General features: G+C 38.9%; 18 protein-coding genes. 14 read left to right on the top strand and 4 right to left on the bottom strand.

Annotated elements, in window-relative coordinates; all coding sequences use genetic code 11:
* The first annotated feature begins 17 nt into the window (after positions 1 to 17).
* From NAG76_02570 to yicI, 7 genes are all read left to right on the top strand, one after another.
* Entirely contained in the window at positions 18 to 896 is an 879-nt protein-coding gene (locus NAG76_02570; GenBank protein URN95160.1) for a sugar ABC transporter permease, read from the top strand.
* Between the two features lie 2 nt (positions 897 to 898).
* A complete protein-coding gene (locus tag NAG76_02565; GenBank protein ID URN95159.1) occupies positions 899 to 1,726 on the top strand; it encodes a carbohydrate ABC transporter permease in 828 nt (275 codons plus the stop codon).
* A 50-nt stretch (positions 1,727 to 1,776) separates the two neighbouring features.
* Positions 1,777 to 3,069 carry an ABC transporter substrate-binding protein gene (locus NAG76_02560; protein ID URN95158.1) on the top strand — a complete coding sequence of 431 codons (1,293 nt, stop codon included), beginning with the start codon at positions 1,777 to 1,779 and terminating at the stop codon, positions 3,067 to 3,069.
* 120 nt (positions 3,070 to 3,189) lie between these two features.
* Positions 3,190 to 5,199, top strand: coding sequence for a beta-galactosidase (locus NAG76_02555; protein ID URN95157.1), 2,010 nt, complete (start codon positions 3,190 to 3,192; stop codon positions 5,197 to 5,199).
* Positions 5,200 to 5,327: 128 nt separating this feature from the next.
* Entirely contained in the window at positions 5,328 to 6,827 is a 1,500-nt protein-coding gene (locus tag NAG76_02550) for a glycoside hydrolase family 43 protein (protein URN95156.1), read from the top strand.
* 5 nt (positions 6,828 to 6,832) lie between these two features.
* On the top strand, positions 6,833 to 9,214 hold the full coding sequence (locus NAG76_02545) for an NdvB protein (GenBank protein URN95155.1): 2,382 nt from the start codon (positions 6,833 to 6,835) through the stop codon (positions 9,212 to 9,214).
* 75 nt (positions 9,215 to 9,289) lie between these two features.
* Positions 9,290 to 11,611 carry an alpha-xylosidase gene (gene yicI, locus NAG76_02540; protein URN95154.1) on the top strand — a complete coding sequence of 774 codons (2,322 nt, stop codon included), beginning with the start codon at positions 9,290 to 9,292 and terminating at the stop codon, positions 11,609 to 11,611.
* A gap of 220 nt (positions 11,612 to 11,831) precedes the next feature.
* On the opposite strand, the gene NAG76_02535 is transcribed toward yicI, so the two are convergent.
* Entirely contained in the window at positions 11,832 to 12,488 is a 657-nt protein-coding gene (locus NAG76_02535; protein URN95153.1) for a DNA alkylation repair protein, read from the bottom strand.
* A gap of 114 nt (positions 12,489 to 12,602) precedes the next feature.
* On the opposite strand from NAG76_02535, the gene NAG76_02530 reads away from it, so the two are divergent.
* Together NAG76_02530 and NAG76_02525 are read left to right on the top strand one after the other, a co-directional pair.
* A complete protein-coding gene (locus tag NAG76_02530) occupies positions 12,603 to 13,193 on the top strand; it encodes an AraC family transcriptional regulator (protein ID URN95152.1) in 591 nt (196 codons plus the stop codon).
* Positions 13,183 to 13,719, top strand: a complete 537-nt coding sequence (locus tag NAG76_02525; protein URN96746.1) for a methylated-DNA--[protein]-cysteine S-methyltransferase — start codon at positions 13,183 to 13,185, stop codon at positions 13,717 to 13,719. The genes NAG76_02530 and NAG76_02525 overlap by 11 nt, the downstream gene beginning before the upstream one ends.
* Positions 13,720 to 13,757: 38 nt before the next feature.
* On the opposite strand, the gene NAG76_02520 is transcribed toward NAG76_02525, so the two are convergent.
* The 3 genes from NAG76_02520 to NAG76_02510 all read right to left on the bottom strand — a co-directional run bounded on the left by NAG76_02520 (position 13,758) and on the right by NAG76_02510 (position 17,994).
* A complete protein-coding gene (locus NAG76_02520; GenBank protein ID URN95151.1) occupies positions 13,758 to 15,038 on the bottom strand; it encodes a class II aldolase/adducin family protein in 1,281 nt (426 codons plus the stop codon).
* Between the two features lie 219 nt (positions 15,039 to 15,257).
* Positions 15,258 to 16,568: a glutamate-1-semialdehyde 2,1-aminomutase gene (locus NAG76_02515; protein ID URN95150.1), complete on the bottom strand. Its 1,311-nt coding sequence runs from the start codon at positions 16,566 to 16,568 to the stop codon at positions 15,258 to 15,260.
* Between the two features lie 391 nt (positions 16,569 to 16,959).
* The gene (locus tag NAG76_02510; GenBank protein ID URN95149.1) at positions 16,960 to 17,994 is read right to left on the bottom strand and encodes an LCP family protein; all 1,035 of its coding nucleotides are present in this window, start codon (positions 17,992 to 17,994) and stop codon (positions 16,960 to 16,962) included.
* Positions 17,995 to 18,254: 260 nt separating this feature from the next.
* On the opposite strand from NAG76_02510, the gene NAG76_02505 reads away from it, so the two are divergent.
* The 5 genes from NAG76_02505 to NAG76_02485 all read left to right on the top strand — a co-directional run bounded on the left by NAG76_02505 (position 18,255) and on the right by NAG76_02485 (position 23,178).
* On the top strand, positions 18,255 to 19,283 hold the full coding sequence (locus tag NAG76_02505) for an ATP-binding cassette domain-containing protein (GenBank protein ID URN95148.1): 1,029 nt from the start codon (positions 18,255 to 18,257) through the stop codon (positions 19,281 to 19,283).
* Positions 19,280 to 20,074, top strand: a complete 795-nt coding sequence (locus NAG76_02500; GenBank protein URN95147.1) for an ABC-2 family transporter protein — start codon at positions 19,280 to 19,282, stop codon at positions 20,072 to 20,074. The genes NAG76_02505 and NAG76_02500 overlap by 4 nt, the downstream gene beginning before the upstream one ends.
* Before the next feature lie 3 nt (positions 20,075 to 20,077).
* Entirely contained in the window at positions 20,078 to 20,872 is a 795-nt protein-coding gene (locus NAG76_02495) for an ABC-2 family transporter protein (protein URN95146.1), read from the top strand.
* A 553-nt stretch (positions 20,873 to 21,425) separates the two neighbouring features.
* A complete protein-coding gene (gene bcp, locus NAG76_02490) occupies positions 21,426 to 21,890 on the top strand; it encodes a thioredoxin-dependent thiol peroxidase (GenBank protein URN95145.1) in 465 nt (154 codons plus the stop codon).
* 262 nt (positions 21,891 to 22,152) lie between these two features.
* The gene (locus tag NAG76_02485) at positions 22,153 to 23,178 is read left to right on the top strand and encodes a polysaccharide deacetylase (protein URN95144.1); all 1,026 of its coding nucleotides are present in this window, start codon (positions 22,153 to 22,155) and stop codon (positions 23,176 to 23,178) included.
* Positions 23,179 to 23,219 lie beyond the last annotated feature (41 nt).

Raw genomic sequence — 23,219 nt, 5'->3', positions numbered from 1 at the left:
TGGAAGGGAGAAAGCTCATGAAAAAAAGAAAGACAGAATGGGGACTGCAAACGTTCTTTGTAGGACCCGTGTTGATATTCTTCGTTCTTATTCTCATAGTACCATTTTTATTAGGGATGTACTATTCGTTAACCGATTGGAATGGTATCGCAAAAACAGTCAACTGGGTAGGACTAAGTAATTTTAAAACGCTTTTCACAAATGATACCAACTTTTGGAAGTCGTTTATATTTACCGCTAAGTTTACCGTTGTTGGTGTCGTATTAGTTAATATAGTAGGCTTCGCTTTTGCGTATTTGTTAACAAATGCATTAAAACTAAAAAACGTTATGCGGACGGTTTTCTTTATGCCGAACGTTATCGGTGGTTTACTACTAGGATTTATATGGCAGTTTATTTTTGTTAAAGGGTTTGATACCGTATATAAACTAACTGATTGGTCATTTTTTGGACTTGCGTGGTTAGGTGATCCAACTACTGGATTTTGGGGTATCGTCACTGTGTTTGTATGGCACTCAGCTGGTTACTTGATGGTTATTTATATATCGTCATTAACGAATGTGCCGAAAGAAGTTGTTGAAGCGGCAGAGATTGATGGAGCTAATCGCTGGCAAATGTTGCGTAGCATTACGATTCCTTTAGTTATGCCAGCCGTTACCATTTGTTTATTTTTAGCTATTTCATGGTCATTTAAAATCTTTGATATTAACTTGTCCTTAACAGCAGGCGGACCGTACAAATCAACGGAATCTGTAGCTATGAACATTTACAATGAAGCATTCCAAAATAACCGCTATGGTCTTGGTACTGCAAAAGCATTACTGTTCTTCGTGACGGTAGCTATAATTACATTAATCCAAGTTCGTGTAACGAAGAGTAAGGAGGTAGAGGCGTAACAATGAAACCCTATAATGGTAAAACATTCATTCTAGAAATCGTGATGGTGCTAATTTCACTCCTTTTTCTCGCACCGTTTTACTTCCTTTTTGTAAACTCCGTCAAACCCTTTGGGGAGATTATGTCGGATGCTGCAAGTTGGCCAAAAGTATTTCAGTGGGAAAACTATTCAAGAGCTTGGGAATTAACTCGTTTTCCAGAAGCCTTTCTCAATTCTTTTGTTATTACAGTAGTCGGTGTATCGTTGATTGGACTAATTAGCTGTATGGCTGCTTATCGAATGGTTCGTTCTGATACCATGTTTAATCGGATTTTTCTACTCGTATTAGTTGCGGCAATGGTCGTACCTTTTCAAACGATTATGATGCCACTGATTCGTGTTATTAGTGAATTAGGTTTAATGAATTCAAAAGCAGGGTTAATTATTAGTTATTTAGGGTTAAGTACACCAATGGCTGTCTTTCTCTTCCATGGATTTGTTAAATCGATCCCTTTAGAAATTGAAGAAGCGGCTACCGTAGATGGAACTTCTCGCGTTGGTGTCTTTTTCCGAATTGTATTACCAATGTTGAAGCCGATGCTAATGACTGTCATTGTATTAAATACATTAGCGATCTGGAATGATTACTTGTTACCATCGTTAATATTACAAAAACCAGAACTTAGAACGATTCCATTAGCAACATTCTCGTTTTTCTCAGAATATACGAAACAATGGGATCTTGCGCTACCAGCACTAGTGCTAGGTGTTACACCAGTTGTTATCTTCTTCCTGTTTTTACAACGTTACATTGTAGAAGGAATTGCAGCTGGCTCAGTCAAAGGGTAATAACTGAAATGTTATTATAAATGAAAAAAATTAAAAGGGGGATTTTTTCAATGCAAAAGAGTAAAGTTTTCAAATTAGTACCAATTTTATTAGCTATGATACTAGTATTAGCGGCTTGTGGTGGTGGTAATTCGAATGGTGGTAATGGAAACAAACAAGCAGGTGGATCACAAGAGAAAAAGACAGTAACCGTGTTCCAATTTAAGACTGAAATTGTAGAAGGATTACATGAATTGGCAAGAGCGTTTGAAGCCGAACATCCAAATATTAAAATAGATGTACAAACAGTAGGCGGTAGTGGTGACTACGAAGCTGGATTGAAAACAAAGTTTGCTTCAGGTGAAGGACCAGATATTTTCTCCAATGGTGGTTATTCTAAACTACAGTTGTGGGAAGAACGAATCGAAGATTTATCAGATCAACCATGGGTGAAAGATATTGCATCAGCAGCAACAGCTCCGGTTACTCTGGATGGGAAAGTATATGGATTGCCTCTTAGTATGGAAGGATTCGGATACATCTATAATAAAGACATTTTTGCAGACCTAGGAATTGATCCGCTGCCAAAAACATTTTCAGAGCTAGAAGCAGCAGCAAAAACAATTTCTGAAGCTGGCATAACTCCATTTGGAAATGCATATTACGAATGGTGGTTAGTTGGTAGTCAAGGCGTCAGTGTAGCATTTAATAATCAACCAGATACTAATGCATTTATTGATGGATTGAATAATGGGACGGCTACTATTGCTGGTAATGAGCATTTCTTAAATTGGGCGAAATTGATGCAATTAACATTAGACTACGGAAATAAAAATCCATTGACTACTGACCATAATACAGGAGTAACGATGTTTGCTAATGGTGAAGTGGCTATGATGCAACAAGGAAACTGGACGCAAAATATGATTGATAGTATTAATCCTGATATGAATGTTGGCATATTACCAATGCCTATTAGTGATGATGCAGCAGTAACGAGCAAAGTAACAGTGGGTGTTCCTGTCAACTTAGTCGTTAATAAAGATTCAAAAGTAAAAGAAGAAGCAAAAATGTTCTTGAATTGGCTTGTGACATCTGATATGGGGAAAGAGTATATTACAAAAAAATTCAAATTTATGCCAACATTGTCTACAATTGAAGCGTCTCCAGAAGATATAGGAGAGCTTGCTACTAGCTTAGTTGAATATGTAGATCGTGGTGAAGCATTCCCTAATATTTCTGGTAAATACCCAGATGGTGTGACACAAGAATTTGGTAGTGTCATTCAGAAGTTCTTGGCAGGAGAAGTGGATGCACAACAATGGACAGAAGAAATGCAAGCTGCTTGGGATAAACTTAAATAAATAAAATATATATTTATGTAGCATTAGGCTGTTCCAACGAAATCATTTGATTCTAAGGAACAGCCTTTATGTAAGTAATGATAGCCATTCGTGAACAGTTAGAAATGGAGGGCTTAAGTAATGAACAATCAGATGCAAGTAGGCGTAGTTTACTATCCGGAGCAATGGGATTCAGCTAGATGGGAAGAAGACATTAAGCAAATGAGGGAAGCCGGTGTGACCGTTGTTAGATTGGCAGAGTTTGCTTGGTGTCGGATGGAGCCTGCACCAGGTCAGTTTACTTTCGAATGGTTGGATGAAGTCATCGACTTGTTTGCTCAAAATGACATTGCTGTTATTCTCTGCACACCTACCAATACTCCGCCTCGTTGGCTGACAGAGAAACATCCGGATGTGCTCCCAATTCAAGCAAATGGGATGACTACACATGCTGGTGTCAGAGGTCATCGTTGCTTCAATAGTGCTTCATTAAAACATTATGCTTCATCTATTAATAAGCAGATGGCTATGCGTTATGGTGAGCATCCTGCCGTTATCGGTTGGCAAATCGATAATGAATATTGGATGCTGGATTGTCACTGTCCTAGCTGTAATACGTCATTCAGGCAATGGTTACTTGAAAAATACGAAACAGTTAGCAAATTAAACGAAGAGTGGGGGACGATTGTCTGGAGTGGAGAATACAGTGATTGGCAACAAGTTACTGTTCCTTATGGTGGTTCTCGCTTTCAAAACCCATCTTATTTATTAGACTTTGCTAGGTATCAATGGGATATGATGGAGATGTTTCAGAAGGAACAAATCAATCATATTCGTCAATACAGTAAACATCAGTTTATAACCCATAATTTTCATACTTACCCACAACGGGTAAATCTACACCAGCTTGGGTGTGATTTGGATGTTGCTTCTTTTGATTATTATCCGAATACCGATCCTCAAAAACAAACAACTGGACCTTATAGCGGAGCATTGGCGCTGGATGTTACTCGAGGGATCAAAAGAAAAAACTTTTATATTATGGAACAGCTTAGTGGTGCACCAGGTTGTTGGTTTCCATCATGGCGAGCTCCATATCCAGGATTTATTCGAGCTTTTGCTTGGCAAGCTATTGCAAAAGGTGCGGATAAAGTATTACATTTTCGCTGGCGCTCGGCAACGATTGGAGCGGAGCAATTTTGGCAAGGGTTAATTGATCCGAGTAATGTACCAGGACGAAGATTTTTAGAATTTTCGCAATTTGCACAAGAAGTGAATCGCTTGTCGCCGAAATTAATAGATACGACATTTCAGCATCAAGTAGCTATATTAATGTCACATGAAAATATGGAAGCATTACGGATACAGCATCAATCGAGCGGCTTTGATTATTATGAAATGATAAAAGATTATCACCGTACATTGACCAAATTGGGAATTAGCTGTGATGTCATAGAAGTGGGATCTCAACTAGATCAATATAAACTAGTAATCGTACCTAGTTTATATGTCACACATGCCGAAACGGCTAATAAACTGGAACAGTTTGCGCAAGCTGGAGGTACAGTGTTACTAACATTCCGTTCCGGAGTGAAAATGAATAATAATCATCATATCGAAGCGATGCTGCCAGGATATTTGCAGAAATGCTCAGGTATTTATGTGGAAGAGTATGATGCGATTGGAGAAAGTACCCAAATTATTCGTGATGAAGATGGAGAGACCTATACTGGTTCTGTCTGGTGCGATATTGTCAGTTTACAAGGAGCAGAAGCTATTGCTTGGTACCAAGATGAATTTTACAGTGGCACACCAGCGGTAAGCTGCAATCAAGTAGGCAAAGGAAAAGTGTATTATGTAGCTACACATCCAGAGGAAGCTTATCTTCGTAAGTTAATAACCCGAATAGCTAACGAACAGCACATAAAATATGAGGCGAACTTACCAGCGGGAGTGCAAATAATAGAACGATTTAACGAAAACAATAAGTACCTCTTTATTATCAATCTAAGTAGAGTGGATGTTACATTACCACTTGATCGTACTGGTTATAGTCTGCTTAATGAAGAAACGATAGAGAAGAAGATCCAACTCGCGCCTTATGAATTGGATATTATAGAAATATCTTTAAGTTGTAGCTCATGCACTTAAAGTAAGGCTGGCGCTTGCGAAGTTACTTTTTTATTAAAAAGTTTGGATTATGCTTCCGATGTTAACTTTTTCGTTCTCAAGGAAGTAGAGTGTGTAGTAAACTCAAAAGTTTTTAGGAGGTGTGAATAATGAAATTTCAAAATCCGATTATTCCTGGCTTTTATCCTGATCCTAGCATCTGTCGTGCCGGTGAAGACTACTATATTGTAACTAGCTCTTTTGGATATTTTCCAGGAATTCCAATCTGGCATAGTAAAGATCTCGTGCATTGGAAGCAAATCGGTCATTGTCTAACAAGAGAAAGTCAGTTGCAGCTAGAAGGAACGAAAATTTCTGAAGGCGTTTGGGCACCAACGATTCGTTATCATGAAGGTCGCTTTTATATGGTTACAACGAATGAAAAGAAATGTGGTCATTTTTACGTATGGACAGATGATCCTGCTGGCGAATGGTCAGATCCAATTTATATAGATCAGTCGGGTATTGATCCATCACTCTTTTTCGATGATGGCAAAGTTTATTTTACAAGTACAGGTACAGAAGAAGGAATTGGTATTTATCAATGCGAAATTGATATTGAGACGGGTAAGAAATTAACGGATACTCACTTCATTTGGAAAGGTACTGGGGGGAAATTTACAGAAGCTCCTCATTTATATAAAATAAACAATTACTATTATTTGATGTGTGCTGAAGGCGGAACGGAGTACGGACATACAGAGGTAGTTGCTCGTAGTAAATCACCGTTTGGACCATTTGAGTCATGTCCGTATAATCCAATTCTAACTCATCGAAGTTCAGGCCGTAAAATTCAATCTACCGGTCATGCTGATCTGCTGCAAGCTGTAGATGGAAGCTGGTGGGCTGTATTTCTAGGAGTTCGTCCAGTTGCTTATCCGTATCGACACCATATTGGTAGAGAAACATTTCTAGCTCCTGTTCACTGGACAGCGGATGGTTGGCCGATTATAGGAGATCAAGGTACGGTTGAATTAGAGGAAGAAGCTCCAAACTTACCCTTTGTTGAGTGGGAGAATAGCTCTAATCGAGATGAATTTTCTAATGCGTATCTCAATGATTGCTGGACATTTATCCGTAGTGGAGTACACACAGCATGGTCGTTGTCAGAGAGAGAAAGCTTTCTATCGATTACCGGTTCTTCTGATCACTTGAATAGTAAAGGGTATCCTGCATTTATTGGACGCCGTCAACAGCACCATACATGCGAGGTTACAGTGAGCATGGAATATAATCCGCATAATGAAGATGAAGCGGGTTTAACTGTATTTATGGATGATCGACATCATTATGATCTAGCATTGACGAAGGTTAATGGTCAAATGCAATTTGTATTGCGCCGGCAAATTGGTAGTTTAATAGATGAAAAGTATTCCAAACCAATAGATTGTACTGAGGTTGAAATTAGGATAGAAGCTACACCGACAGACTATTTCTTCTATTATCGAGCAGGTAATGAGCAGTGGAACAAGATAGGCGAAGGGGAAACTCGTTTACTATCTACAGAAGTTGCTGGTGGATTTGCAGGAGTGTTTATCGGAATGTATAACTATTCACTAAATAAAACAAAAGCATATTTTGATTGGTATGAATATGATAGTAAGGAGTAGATCACATGATTGAAACAACAAAAGATGAGCAATATATTATTTTGAACAGTCCGACCGTTATGCCGAAGGCATCAGGCTTCTTATGGAATGACCATATGATGATGGATGTTAATTGCAGAGGTTATACCGTTGCACAATTTATGCAACCTGAACCAGCCAAATATTCATTTGCACCGAATTTAGAAATGAAAACATTTATGCAGCCTGAGCAGCCTTATTATGCTCATCATCCAGGACGCTTTGTCTATATCAAGGATGAGGAAAGCAAGGAGTTATATTCGGCTCCGTATGAACCTGTACGTGCTAAGCCAGACCAATATCAATTTATTGTTGGGAAACACGATATCGCGTGGAAGGTAGTATTTAACGATATCGAGCTAAATATGTCGCTTTCCTTATCACCTGATGAACCAATTGAAATGTGGAAAGTAACGGTTAAAAACAACTCGAATAGACCGCGTAAAATTAGTATTTATCCGTCGTTTACAATTGGATATATGTCATGGATGAATCAAGCAGGACAATATGAAGCTGATCTACAGGGAATCGTTTGTACAGCAATTACTCCGTATCAAAAGTACACGGATTATGAAAAAATTAAAAAGCTAAAAGATATGACTTTCCTATTAGCTGATAAAGCGCCGCTTAGCTGGGAAGCGAATTGGGAAGTGTTCGAAGGAGAGGGAGGCATCACGGCTCCATCAGCAATTGCGGATGAAACTTTAAGTAATAGTGATGCTCGCTATGAAACACCTGCTGCTGTTATGCAATATCGCTTAGTTCTAGAGGCAGGAGAAGAAGAACAACTTCGCTTCTTATTCGGACCTGCTCACAATAAACAAGACATTGCAGCGATAAGAGAAAAATATTTTGTACAAACGAATGCTGCGGGAGAAGACGGTTTTGCGGTAGCACAGCAAGTGTACAAGCAGTATATCGAGCGTGGTGCAGGTAATATAACGATTCAGACGCCAGATGCTTCCTTTGATCAATTCGTTAATCATTGGTTGCCAAGACAAATCTATTATCATGGTCAGACGAATCGTTTAACTACTGATCCGCAAACTCGAAACTATTTACAGGATAATATGGGAATGAGCTATATTGATCCATCAACCGCGCGTGAAGCTTTTCTTACTGCAATGAAGCAGCAAGCTGCGAGCGGCGCAATGCCAGATGGAATTGTTTTGCATAAGGATGCAGAGCTGAAATATATTAATCAAGTGCCGCATACAGATCACTGTATTTGGTTACCGCTTAGCTTAGTAACTTATTTGGATGAAACAAATGACTATTCTATATTAGAGGAACTTATTCCATTTAAGGATGATCCACAACCAGTTAGCGTGTTTGAACATATTGTGCGCGCGATGAATTGGCTGATCCAAACAAGGGATGAGCGCGGACTTAACTATATCGAGCAAGGCGATTGGTGCGATCCGATGAATATGGTTGGCTACAAAGGTAAAGGTGTTTCTGGGTGGCTAACAATTGCTTCCGCTTATGCGTTTAAAGTATGGGCAGATATTTGCGAAGATGCTGGACAACCAGAAGTTGCAGAGCAGTTCAGAGCAGAAGCAAAGCAAACGAATGAAATCGTGAATAAATATTTGTGGGATGGAAATTGGTACGCAAGAGGAATAACGGATGACAATGTGTTGTTCGGTATTCATACCGATGAGGAAGGTAAAATATTTATCAACCCTCAAGGCTGGTCACTAATGAGTGGAGCAGCAGATGAAGAAAAACAACCGAAAATTTTAAAAGCAGTAGAAGAGCTATTAGAAACGCCTTATGGTGTGGAAAAATTAGCACCTTCATTTACAAAAATGCGTGAAGATGTGGGACGTGTCACTCAAAAGCATCCAGGTAGTGCGGAAAATGGTGCGGTCTATAATCATGCGGCAGCTTTTTATATTTTTGCATTATATCAAGTGGATCAACAGGATAATGCGTATCGCTTATTAAGAAAAATGATTCCTGGTCCAGATCTAGCTGATATTATTCATCGTGGTCAAATACCAGCCTTTATTCCAAATTATTATCGTGGAGCTTATCGTCAAATCCCTCGTACTGCGGGAAGATCAAGTCACTTGTTCAATACAGGGACAGCAGCTTGGGTGTATCGCTGTATTATTGATGGATTATTTGGCGTTAAAGGAAGTAAAGATGGATTATTGATTGCTCCTCAGCTTCCGTCTGACTGGCAAACGGCATCGATTCAACGCCAATTTAGAGGTGCAGAGTTTGATATTGTAATTGAGCGCCATGCAGATGTACAAGAGATGGCTATTTATGTGGACGAACAGATCATTGAGGGCTATGTTATTAGAAATATCAAAGCTGGTGAAAAATATAATGTCCTTGTAAAGTTACCGCAAAAATAATAGATCAGTTTAAATAGCTAGCATAAGACTTCATTTATTTATAGCTATAACAACGTAGATAAAGGTGGAGAAACAATGAAGTTTACTGATGGAAATTGGATGATTCGTGATCAGTATGAGGTGATTAGTGCAGTAGAACCATACGATCACTTTGTAGAGAATAATGAGCTTACTGTACATGCATCTCCACGTCCGATACTCATTCGATCTAATATATTAAATACACCGTTGCTAACTGTGCAATTTCATTCGCCAAGACCTGGCATTATCGGTGTAAAGCTAGTTCATTTTGACGGAATAGAACCACGTGGTCCGCACTATGTGTTAACACCTGAAACTGGCGATTTTGTGAATATCGAAGAAACAGACAAGGAAATTACATTTACTAGTGGTTCGTTACGTGCTCATGTACTCAAAGGTGAAGAGTGGAATATTTCCTTCTATCGAGGAGCGAAGAGACTAACGGGTAGCCGCGTGAGATCAATGGCTTACATTAAAGAAGGTAATGCAAAGACTTATATGCGCGAAGAATTAGACTTAGGAGTAGGTGAGCTAGTTTACGGATTAGGTGAGCGTTTTACTTCTTTTGTGAAAAATGGTCAAGTGGTTGATATGTGGAACAAAGACGGTGGTACAAGCTCTGAGCAAGCATACAAAAATGTTCCGTTCTATATTAGTAATGAAGGCTATGGCGTTTTCGTTAACCATCCAGAACTCGTTTCTTTTGAAGTCGCTTCAGAAAAAGTGAAAAAAGTGCAGTTTGCTGTAGAAGGGGAGACGCTAGAATACTTTGTTATTGATGGTCCAGATATGAAGGATGTTCTAGTGAAATATACAGACTTAACTGGCAAACCAGCATTGCCTCCAGCGTGGTCTTTTGGCTTATGGCTAACAACCTCGTTTACAACTAGCTATGATGAAGAAACGGTTAATTCATTTATTGATGGAATGGCTGAAAGAAATTTGCCATTGAGTGTGTTTCACTTTGACTGCTTCTGGATGAGCGGTTTTCATTGGACAGATTTTACTTGGGACAAGCAAACGTTCCCTGATCCAGTAGGAATGCTGCAACGCCTGAAAGCAAAAGGGGTAAAAATTAGCGTATGGATTAATCCTTATATTGCTCAGCGCTCCAAGCTATTTGCTGAAGGTAAGAAAAATGGTTATTTGCTGAAAAAACCAGACGGTAATGTGTGGCAGACAGATATGTGGCAAGCAGGAATGGGAATTGTCGATTTTACAAATCCAGCCGCTTGTGAATGGTTTGCCCAATATTTACGTGATTTGATTGATCAAGGCGTAGACACTTTTAAAACGGATTTCGGTGAAAGAATCCCGACTGAGGTTGTGTACTACGATGGATCTGATCCACAAAAAATGCATAACTATTATGCGTACTTGTACAATAAAGTTGTTTTCGAAGTGTTGGAAGAAAAGCTAGGCAAAGGTCAAGCTGTAGTATTCGCTCGTTCTGCAACAGCAGGTGGCCAACAGTTCCCTGTTCATTGGGGTGGCGATTGTAACTCTGATTATGAATCGATGGCAGAAAGCTTGCGCGGTGGTTTGTCATTAGGATTATCTGGATTTGCCTACTGGAGCCATGATATCGGTGGTTTTGAAAATAAGCCGCAAGAGGATGTATTTAAACGTTGGTTGGCGTTTGGCTTACTTTCTAGTCATAGTCGTCTTCACGGTAGTAAATCGTACCGAGTGCCATGGGTATATGATGAGGAAGCAGTAGATGTTACACGTTATTTTACGAATTTGAAATGTCAACTAATGCCTTATCTATATCAAACTGCAACACAGGCGCATGGTCAAGGTATTCCAATGATGCGTGCGATGGTGCTAGAATTCCCTAATGATCCTGCAGTGGAATATATTGATCGCCAATATATGTTAGGAGACAATTTGCTAGTAGCTCCAGTCTTAAGTGCAGATAATGTTGTGAAATATTATTTGCCAGAAGGAAAGTGGACTCATTTGACTACTGGTGAAGTAGTAGAGGGCGGAAAATGGTTTAAAGGAGAGTATGATTTCTTCAGCTTACCTCTATTTGTCCGTCAAAATGCAATTGTTGTGCATGGAGCAAATGAAGCTCGTCCAGATTATGACTATGCTCAAGATGCAACAATAGCGATCTATCAATTAGAGGATGGAAAGCGCACGGCAGCAACCATTCATAATGTGAATGGAGAAGTAGAAGTGGAAGTGAAAGCAGTGAGAGAACAGGATAAAATCACGATAGAGGTTGCTGGCAGTGGTAAGCCGTTTTCTATTAAAGTTTATGATGATAAGCAAGTAACAGCAATCGATGGAGAAGCGGGAGTAATTGCTGATGGTGTCGTTAAAGTTCCAGCTGGCAAGGAACAAATAACGATTACGTTACACTTATAAAGTATTCCTTTTCAAGTAGATGGTACACCATAGAAGTAGTTAGATTAGATACCTCAGCTCGTTTGATTAGAGCTGAGGTGTTTTCTATATGTATACGTGAGCACACGCAGGTTTTTGATCGGGCATATTCGTCACCGACAAAGCTTCGTCAGCATAGTCTTCGTGATCACAAGCGAATGTTTTGAACAACCTCTATTAGAATCAAGAGCTACTACATGTGCTACAGATACTTACTAGATTCCCTTATACTTAACGGAGCAAGACGTTCTTGATACTTCTCAATGAACTCCCTAACCCATTGTGGGTTAGTTTTACTATAGTCACGTAAGCTCCAGCCGATTGCTTTATTAATGAAAAATTCAGTTTGACCAAGATTATTTGCAATAATTATTTCTAGTAAGTCGGTGTTGGTCTTTCCTTTCCGAGAAAGCTGGTGATCGATAGCAATTCTTCTGAGCCAAATGTTGTCGTCTGTACTCCATGTCATCATTAGCTGTTCTACCTCAGGGTCTGTAAGTGCAATATCTCCGATTAATCCGTCAATTCCATCGACAGTATCCCACCATGACTTTGATATTGCTAATTGCTTGAGATTAGGTATGTCTGAAGCGGTAAGATATTTCTTCATAAGCATTAAATAATCTAGTGCTACATATTGGTACTCTCTAAATGGAAGATTCCAACAATTATTAATAAAGTTCCAATCGATCTGTTTTTCTTTCTTAGCTAGTTGGAAGTACTCTTTATGTAATGCTTTTCGCAGTGGAGTTGGTATACCAAGAAAAGCGAATTGATCTCGCATATATGCACTCATTTTCACTGCTTGCTCAGCATTAGCACTATTTTCTATTTTCTTTAATAAATTTGTGAAATCCATCGTTAAGCTCTCCTTAAATATATGTGTTTTGAATAGTTTCGAATTGTTGCGATTACAAAGCTAAAACGGTTCACTTAGGATAAATTAAGTTATAATGAAAACGAGGTGAGCGTGATGGTAGGGACAATTGCATCGGATGAACAATGGCAAGCTATTATAACTAACGATTTATCTTATGACACACAGTTTTGGTACGGTGTACATTCCACTAAAATCGTGTGCAGACCTTCCTGTCGTTCAAGAAATCCCGGGCGTAATGGGATATCAATATATGATAGTATTCAATTGGCATTCACGCAAGGTTATCGACCTTGTAAGCGATGCAAGCCAGAGGCGATCTCTATTCCACAACAACAGTGGATTGAAAGTGTTCAATTATGGATCGATGAACATTTGCATGAACAATTAACACTTACTATGATCGCTAAGCATAATCATAGTAGCCCGTATCATTTACAACGTGTCTTCAAACAACAATTAGGCATTAGTCCTAATCGCTACATTCAACAACAAAGAATGAAAGAGGCGGCCCAACTATTAGTTACAACCAAGCTGTCAGTAGCTACAATAGGCGAATGTATTGGTATGAACAATGCTACTTATTTCAATACATTATTCACTAAAATTATGGGGTTAAGCCCATTACAATATCGTAAAAGTAAGTGTGGAAATATACAAAATGATGAAGGGGATTATGATGACTGAACAAATTTATTGGTCAAAAATACATCAAAACGACAACAATTATATTATCGCAGCAACAAAGCAAGGACTTAGTTATATTGGCTCACCTAATGGAGAATGGGATGATTTGATTGATTGGAGTAATAAATATGGAAAGCAATATGAACTTATTGAGAGTGATGTGTTATTAGCTCCTTATATAGCGCAGTTACAAAGTTATTGGAAAGGTGAAATTAGACAATTTTCGCTATCACTTGATATGAGGGGAACAGGTTTTCAGCAACTAGTATGGAATGAACTACAACGTATTCCGTACGGTGAGACGGTTACTTATCAGCATATTGCCAATCAATTGGGTAAACCAACAGCAGCAAGAGCTGTAGGTACAGCGATTGGAAAAAATCCAGTGCTAATTGCAGTGCCTTGTCATCGCGTGATCGGTTCAAATGGAAAATTAACAGGTTTCCGTGGAGGACTCAAGATGAAGCAGGAGCTATTAGAGTTGGAGCGGGCTTATAAAAGTTGCGAAGACATGAAAAAGGGCTAATCCGAAACGGATTAGCCCTTTATTTATGTGATTAACTATTATTTCAATTTGAAGGCTACATCAATCTCGTCGATACGAGCTGGTTCCATATTAATAATTGTACCTAATGCTTTAGCTGCGATAACAGCCATTGCGCTATATTCTGCTACTTCTAGTCGGTCAAATGCACTTAACAAACTGGATCCCGTTACGACTGCGCAACAGTTTTGACCGATAACGATCGGTGTCTGCGGTGTGAATAGTTTAGCTGTATCATCCTCACGAGTGTATAAATCATCGTGGGGAACTTTCGGGATATCACGTAGTAAAATATAGCTTTCAGGAATCATACGTGAATCGAATATTTCATCTGTTATGGCAAACGCCATAATATTCGGCGGATGTGCCAAAATGATAGATTTGACATGAGGCTGTGCATCATAAATCGCTTGTTGTAGTTTAATAGAACGGCTTGGCTTTTTACCAGCCTCGCGCTTACCATCTTTAATACGAACAAGATCAGCAGGTTCAAGATATTTGCGATCCATATTGAATGGTGTCGTAATGATTGAACCATCAGATAGACGTTGTGAGAACGTGCCTTGCGTACTAGTGAAGAGTTGTTGCTCGTATGAACGATGAACTAGTTTACACATTTCACGACGAGCTTCACGTTCCTCGCTAGTAATCATTGTTGGTGTAAATTCCTCAAGTTCTGACTCATGAGCGACAATGTCGACTGTTGAGACAAGCTCAGAAGGTGTACCAATACGACGCGCATTAATTTCTAATCTCGCGCAATACTCTAATGTTTCAAAACGTTGGAAAGCTTGGAATAGATCATCTCCAGCAACGACAACCCCATGGTTTTCAAGCATTACAGTATTAATACCACTTGCAAATACATCGGCTATTTTGTTGCCGAGATCCATACTTCCCGGTAGTCCGTATTCAGCCATTCCAACCGTTCCACATACACGATAGTCATGAGGAAGTAATGCTACATTCGGTATTTGGCGAACGATACTAAAGGCAATTAATGCAGGTGGATGAGCATGAACAACTGCTTTTAGATCAGGGCGTTTCGTGTAAATTAATTTATGAAATGGATATTCACTAGACGGACGATGCTTACCGACAATCGTACCATCAGCTTTCACACAAACGATATCCTGTCTTGTTAATTCTCCTTTATCAATACTAGCTGGTGTAATCCACATATCACCATTTTCATCGACAACAGATAGATTTCCTCCTGAGGTTGTTGTCATTCCGTAACCATAAATACGTTCCATCATCAATACGATCTGATCGGATGGGTGAAGAAAATTAATATTCATACAATGTGCTCCTTCTCAATTATGTTAGTTATATTTTGTTCTTAGATGTTGTATTGAAATAAGTACGTTTCATTGTACTGAAATTAACTTTGTTAAGCTGTAACAAATATCCTATAAGTGCAAGTTCGCTTCATATTCGATGCTGAGAAACCTACGTTACCGTAATCATCATGGTAATGTTCCGCACGAAGCTTCTAATAAAGGTTCAAAAAGCGGGCTTTATAAGGTTTTCATTACTTTATTTGCAGCTTCAATCGTAAAATCAATATCTGCTTCTGTATGAGCAATCGTCATAAACCATGCTTCATATTTTGATGGAGCAAGATTAATACCTTCTTCAAGCATCCCTTTGAAGAAACGACCGAACACTTCACCATCTGTATCTAAAGCTTGATCATAATTAGTAACTTCATGATTACAGAAGTGGGTAGATAGTGAACCAACGATTTGGTTAACAGTTAAAGGAATTCCGTTTGCTTGAGCAGCATCAAGTAATCCATTCTTTAATCTACGAGCTAGTGCATCCATACGATCATAGATTCCTGCTTCTTGTAAAACTTCAAGACATGCGATACCAGAAGATATCGAAGCAGGATTTCCTGCCATGGTACCCGCTTGATAAGCAGGGCCGAGTGGGGCAACTTTCTCCATAATTTCACGACGACCACCGTATGCACCGATAGGTAGACCACCACCTATAATTTTACCTAATGCGGTAAGGTCAGGTTCAATCGCTTGATGATCTGGGAAAGCGGCGTAAGTCTGCGTAGAGCCATAGTGGAAGCGGAAAGCACTAATTACTTCATCATAGATTACAAGAGCTCCAGCATCTCTAGATAGCTTACAAACGGCCTCAAGGTAACCTGCTTTAGGCATAACCATACCGAAGTTACCAACAATGGGCTCAATCATAACGGCTGCAGTTTCAGGACCCCAACGATTAAGTGCTTCTTGAAGCGCTTCTACGTCATTGTAGGGAACTGTAATGACCTCTTGAGCGATACTTATAGGAATACCAGCACTATCTGGTATTCCTAAAGTAGACGGGCCAGAGCCAGCTGCTACTAATACTAGATCAGAATGTCCGTGGTAGCAACCTGCGAATTTAATAATTTTATTGCGATTTGTGTATGCACGAGCAACACGGATGGTTGACATTACAGCTTCAGTACCTGAGTTCACGAAACGAACTTTGTCCATTGATGGAATAGCTTCTTTAAGCATTTTCGCTAACGTAATTTCTAATTCTGTTGGTGTGCCGTACAATGTACCGTTTTGAGCTGCTGTAACAATAGCCTCAGTAATATGAGGATGCGCATGTCCTGTAATAATAGGTCCATATGCAGCTAAGTAGTCTAAGTATTTATTATTATCAACATCCCAGAAATAAGCACCTTCGGCTTTTTTCATAAATACAGGAGCGCCGCCTCCTACTGCTTTATAAGAGCGGGAAGGGGAATTTACTCCACCAACGATATGTTGCAGTGCTTGTTCATAAAGCGCTTCTGAAGTTTTTCTTTGTCGCGACATATAAGTAATCCTCCAATTTTTCATAGCGTCTCGATGTACTTCTAAGTAATGAAAAATACATCGGAAGCATGATCTCCAATTTTTCATAGCGTCTCGATGTACTTCTAAGTAATGAAAAATACATCGGAAGCATGATCTCCAATTTTTCATAACGTCTCGATGTACTTCTATGTAATGAAAAATACATCGAAAGCATAATCTTCACTTTTTTATTACTTCTCAATTTACTGCTCAGCAGTGGGAAATTCATTGTGGTTTACAATCTATGTTCTATAGTATAAATGTTATCTACATAACAATACATGGGAGCGCAAATTGCGTTCCCATGTATTGTACGTGCTATATGAGTGATTTACTCTCACCTTAATGATCATCCCAGTAAAGAATTAAATTATTCTGCACTAGTTGAAGAATTAGTTGCTTCTGTACCGCCAGTTGGATTAATTGTTGCGTCTGGCTTAGGAGTAACAACTTCTTGTACATAATTTTGAATATCTTCTTTACTCGTGTAAGTTAGTATCGAAGCGCCACCTTTATTTTCTTCGCGTAAATAATCAAATGGAGGGATTTGAGCGCTATCTCCCATTTTAATGCCTATACCTGTTTGACCGAGTTTTAACATATGAGTAATACTCATATTGGTTTCAACATATGGGGAGACACTTTCTAAAATTTTCTTCATATTGATTATGTTCCAAGTAGATAGTGTTTCTTTGGCAACTGTTGTTATAAAAGCACGTTGACGTTCTGTACGTGTATAATCACTCATCGCATCATGTCGGAAGCGAACATATTGTAATGCTTTGTCACCATCCAATAATTGGTAACCTGCTTTAAGGTTAATGTCATAGCGATTTTTATCAGCATTATCGGTATATTTCATATCTTTTTCAACTGTATAATTCACACCGCCGATAGCATCTACTAAAGCTTTGAATCCTTCAAAATCTGTGTACACAAAATATTGTATTTCCAGACCAAGTAGATCACCAATTGTCTGCATCGCAAGTGGTGCACCACCTAGTGTAATGGCTGTGTTAATACGCCCTTTACCATAACCCTCAATATCTGTATACGTATCACGCAGAATACTGAATAGATTAGCTTGTTTCGTTACAGGATCTATGGACGCTACCATCATCGAGTCTGAACGAGCATGTTCAGCGCCTTCAGCTTCACGCGCATCTCCGCCGAGCAATAAAATATTAACGCGTTCTTTACCTTCCCAAGTAGGAATATCGACGACAATATCAGGATTTTCTTTATTAATAATAGAGTCTCCTGGATTTTTTTTGAAACTTCCAATTTCACCTAATACTCCAGCACCCCAAACTACTGCTGCTCCAATAATTAGCACTAGAATAATGATGACCGATGTTAATAACCATTTTGACTTTTTCTGTTTTGGCTTTGACCTTGTACGCATCGCGTGTTTGGTCTCCTTTCAGTTAGAACGTAATGTAGTGTTCATGCATCAAATAGAACTTCGTGTTATGCTAAGTACATATGTTTTTATACGCGTAAATACATAATGTTCATGCAATAATACATTTACGAGCTGTCAGAAGTTTTGTATGATTACATATCATCAAATTATAAAGCTTGTATACAAGTTGTTGCAAGTTTTTCGTAAAATCGCCCCTATTTCCCAGGAAATGACGATAAGAGAGGAGTCATCAGTGTCATATGCTAGCGATAGATGTTAAAGATTTACGTAAACAATTTAAAGTGCAAAAAAACCGTGAGGGACTATCTGGAGCAATGAAAGATTTGTTCAAGCGTCAATATCAAGAGGTAACCGCGGTCAAAGACATTACATTCCAAATACCACAAGGTGAAATCTGTGGTTATATCGGAGAGAACGGCGCAGGTAAATCGACAACCATCAAAATGTTAACAGGTATTCTTGTACCTACCTCTGGTGATTTGCTTGTAAATGGCTACGTTCCACATCGTGACCGTGAAAAATTTGTGAATGGAATCGGAGTAGTATTCGGTCAACGATCTCAATTATGGTGGGATATCGGTGTAATTGAATCATTTCAACTACTAAGGAAAGTATATGGTGTACCTCAAGCAGATTTCAATAAACGATTGAACAATCTTGTTGAAAGACTTCAGCTCGGTGATCTATTAAACCGACCTGTACGCAAGCTCAGTCTAGGTCAACGTATGCGTTGCGAGATCGTAGCATCTTTACTTCATAATCCTTCAATCGTATTTCTAGACGAGCCTACGATTGGGTTAGATATCGTTGTAAAAACTGAAATTCGTGATTTCCTATTAGAGATGAATCGCGAAGAAGGTACAACAATCTTACTTACAACACATGATCTTCAAGATATTGAAGCATTATGTTCCAGAGTTATTATGCTTGATGATGGAGCTATTATTTATGATGGTGGCCTTGAGCAATTGAAGACAACATGGAGTAAAGGTAGAGAAATTCAATTCCAATTCGCTGAAACGATGAGTATTTCTCAGTTAAAGGATTTGACGAAAAGTATTGCAGTATCGTGGACTAGAGAGAATGAGTATTCTGCCAAATTATTTGTGCCTAATGAAGTAAGTTTCTCTGATGCCATGGGACTTGTAGTTGGTGGAGCAAATATTCGTGATATTAAAATTTTCGAGACAAATACTGATGATATTGTAAGAGGTATCTATCAGACAGGTTCAGCCGAAGTTTCAACGAAGGAGCAAGTTTTGTCATGACGAGAGTGTATATCGACTTTATTCGAATGCGTTTCTTGATGATGCTCGCATATCGAGTAAATTATTATAGTGGTATCGTAATATATGCGATTAATATCGGTGCTTATTATTTCTTGTGGAAAGCAATCTACGGCGCACAAGAAACATTAGCTGGATTCTCGCTTGAGCAGATGACAACTTACCTAGCTATCTCTTGGATGGCTAGAGCCTTTTACTTTAATAATCTTGACCGAGATATTGCTAATGAAATTCGTGATGGTAGTGTGGCAATACAGATGATACGTCCTTACAACTATCTTATCGTAAAGTTAATGCAAGGGTTCGGTGAAGGGTTATTCCGGTTCATGTTGTTTATGATTCCTGGACTAGCTATCGTCTGTCTTATATTCCCTGTGAAATTACCTACTGATCTGACGGTTTGGGCAACTTATCTGGGAATGCTTGTTTTTAGTTTCCTAATTAATTCACAACTTAACATTATGACTGGGCTGTTCGCATTTTTTGTGGAGAATAACGAAGGGTTAATGCGAATGAAACGAGTGATGGTTGATTTGTTCTCAGGCGTAATTATTCCAATCGCCTTTTTCCCAGGTTGGTTAGGCAGTATTATGACGTGGTTACCATTCCAAGCAATTACGTATTTACCAAGTGCTATATTTACCGGTCGAACACCGCTATCAGAAGCTGGTCATGTCTTTCTAATTCAATTCGCATGGCTTACTGTACTTATGATACCAATCGTGATCATGTGGCGTGCTGCAAGGCAACGGCTATTCGTGCAAGGGGGTTAGAACATGTTGCGCTACATGTCATTAATGCTAGAATATTTGAAAAACTATATTAAAACACGTCTAACTTATCGTGCAGATTTTTGGGTTGAAGTATTTTCGGATTTGCTAGGACAAGGGATGAATCTTGTATTTATACTTGTCGTATTTCAACATACGCCATTACTTGGTGGTTGGAGTCAGTCGGAAGTTATTTTTGTCTACGGATTCTTTATGGTACCGTTCGGGATTTTCAGTTCTTTCTTCAGTATTTGGAATTTCAGTGAGCGCTATATTGTAAAAGGTGAGTTTGATCGTGTGTTGACAAGGCCAGCTCATAGTTTATTCCAAGTGCTACTTGAAAACATTGATCCTCCTGCTCTAGTAGGTTCATTCGTAGGTGCGATTATTATGGCAGTATGCTGGAATGATCTTGGACTTGTGATGCATTGGACGGATCTATTTGTACTCATTATATTTGTGCTAGGTGCAGTATTTATCTATGGCGGTATATATACAGGTTTAAGTGCGATATCTTTCTTTTCAGATTCGCCAACAGGTATCGTTCCGTTAATGTACAATATCCAAAATTACGGGCGTTACCCCGTTAATATTTATAATAAAATGATTCGTTTTGTATTGACTTGGATGCTTCCATTCGCTTTCGTTGGTGTTATTCCAGCATCATATTTCTTAGCGCCGAAAGACGATAACATCGCACAATTAGCAATGCTAACTCCAGTTATGGGTGCGATCGTATTTGGGATAGGGTTAACTGTATGGAATATTGGTGTTAAGCGATATAGAGGTGCTGGATCGTAGTGGGGCAAACGCTACGAGAACGAATCACTGTTCCGATTGAAGTTTTCCTCGGATTTATTGAAATAGTCATCGCTGTATAAATCCGAGGACAAAAACGACCGCTATCGCTTCTCCACTAGTGATTAGTTCTCTTTCGCTATTGGGAGGGGAAATGATAATAGTGCATTGAAGAAAGTTCAAAGATTTACTTGTCAGTACCAAGAAGATGACATGAAGCTAGGTTTTCGAGAAGCGGAGTGTACATTAGTTAGTACACGAGCATCACAGTGAGCCGATAAATGTCATACTCGAAGCCGATTAAGCTAAAGCGTAATACTGCTTGATTATAGGTGATCTTATTGAGTATCCTAATTTTAATGAAAGCTCAAAAAGATCACATATCAGCACCAAGAAGATGGTATGAAGCTAGAGAAGTGAAGAGCAGAATGTACGTACTGAGTACATGAGCACTGGAACGAACGATGAATGCCATATTCGCCGTCGAATAAAGTACGTAGCAATACAACGTGATCATAGGTGATCTTTTTGAACATCCTCTAAAGGAGAGGTGATTATGAGTATATTAGTAGGTTCCATAGCTCCCCCCTTCACACTACCAGCATCTGATGGTACTCAGTGGTCATTAGAAGCGTGTCGTGGTCAGAAGGTAGTTATATTCTTCTATCCGAAGAATATGACCCCAGCATGTACGCAAGAGGCTTGTGATCTGCGTGACCGATATGCCGAGCTGCGTGAACACAATACTGTAGTGGTTGGAATAAGTATGGATACGGTTAAGTCCCATCAGAATTTTACAAGCAAGAAAGAATTGCCATATCTATTATTATCAGATGAAGATCATAAAATATGTGAGCGATATGATGTATGGCAACTTAAGAAACTATATGGTAGAGAGTATATGGGAATTGTCCGTACAACTATATTGATTGATGAACAAGGAATGATCTCACATATATGGCCAAAAGTTAAAGTTAAAGGTCATGCTGATGCTGTTCTTGAAGCAGTTCGTAGTAGCTGAATATACTTAATGACATTAAGCGTTACTGCTGTCAGGTCAACACATGACCAGACAGCAGTAACGCTTTTTCTATTTTGTGCAACAAAAGGTAATTAACATCTAGCTGGATAATGTCCAGCTGATTAAAGGGACCAGTGTCTTTGTCGCAGCCCCCGATTAACAAGCAACTTACACGTTTACAACAATTAAGGTCATGAGTAGCTTAGTCTATTCATATAATGAATCGTATTGCTTTCATATTGCACTAGAAATGAGGCGAAATATGAAACAGCGATTACTGTTATTGTTGGGACTGCTTCTATTATCGCTTACTGTACTTGCATGCTGTAGCAATCAGGCAGAGCGACAGAATGATCTTTTAACTACAGAGAAGAGAAGCTTTTGTAAGATTTATATGTATCAGCAGATTAGCAGTTTAGAATATGATAGTTTTAAAAGCAAAGTGATCGGCACTGTTGAGTTCGAATGGGCAAAAGATGCGCAGCAAAATTGTGCATTTCAAGTTTTTCTACATAATCAATGTGTGCAAGCAACTGCACCAAAACCATCAACAACTCCAATACCAGAGCCTACGATTGACGTGAATGTAGAACAGTATGCTGGAGTAGCTTATCTTACATTTGATGATGGTCCAGGTAAATTAACGGGTGAAGTATTAGATATTTTAGCTGAGAATGACATTACTGCTACTTTTTTTGTGCTTGGTCAACAAGTGGAACAATACCCTGAACTATTAGAGCGAATTGCCTTTGAAGGACATAGCATCGGTAATCATTCTTATAATCATGTGTACGATGAACTATATAATGACTTTAATAATTTTTCAGAGCAAGTATTACTAACCTCGCAAGCAATATATGATGTTACAGGTGTTAAGTCACCATTACTTCGTGCACCAGGAGGAACATACAACAATGTTGATACAAGTTACTTTGACGCGATGAATGAAGCGGGCTATATTATGTTCGATTGGAACGTCGATAGTGGTGATTCTGCTGGTCGTAATGTTACGAAAGAAACGATAATTAATAACATTCAGGGCTCCGACTTAAAGGAGCGAGTCATCGTGTTAATGCATGATAGTAATTCACATAAAACGACGATAGAAGCATTACCAGAAATTATTGCCTACTATCGTGAACAAAATTATCGCTTTGACGTTATTACTGAGACAACGCAGCCAATGCTTTCACGAATTACAGATCACATTCGTTGGGATCGTGACCCAGCTACAGCGGAACAAAAGGCCTCATTTATTGAACAGGTTAATGAGTGGATGAGTCAGTAAATCTAGTAGAAAAGATAGTATCCTTCAACCTTCAAAATATG

It is taken from the genome of Candidatus Pristimantibacillus lignocellulolyticus (assembly GCA_023639215.1).
Classification (GTDB): domain Bacteria; phylum Bacillota; class Bacilli; order Paenibacillales; family Paenibacillaceae; genus Pristimantibacillus; species Pristimantibacillus lignocellulolyticus.
The sequence above is the reverse complement of the archived record's forward strand: the minus strand, read 5'-3'. Positions and strand labels throughout refer to the sequence as shown.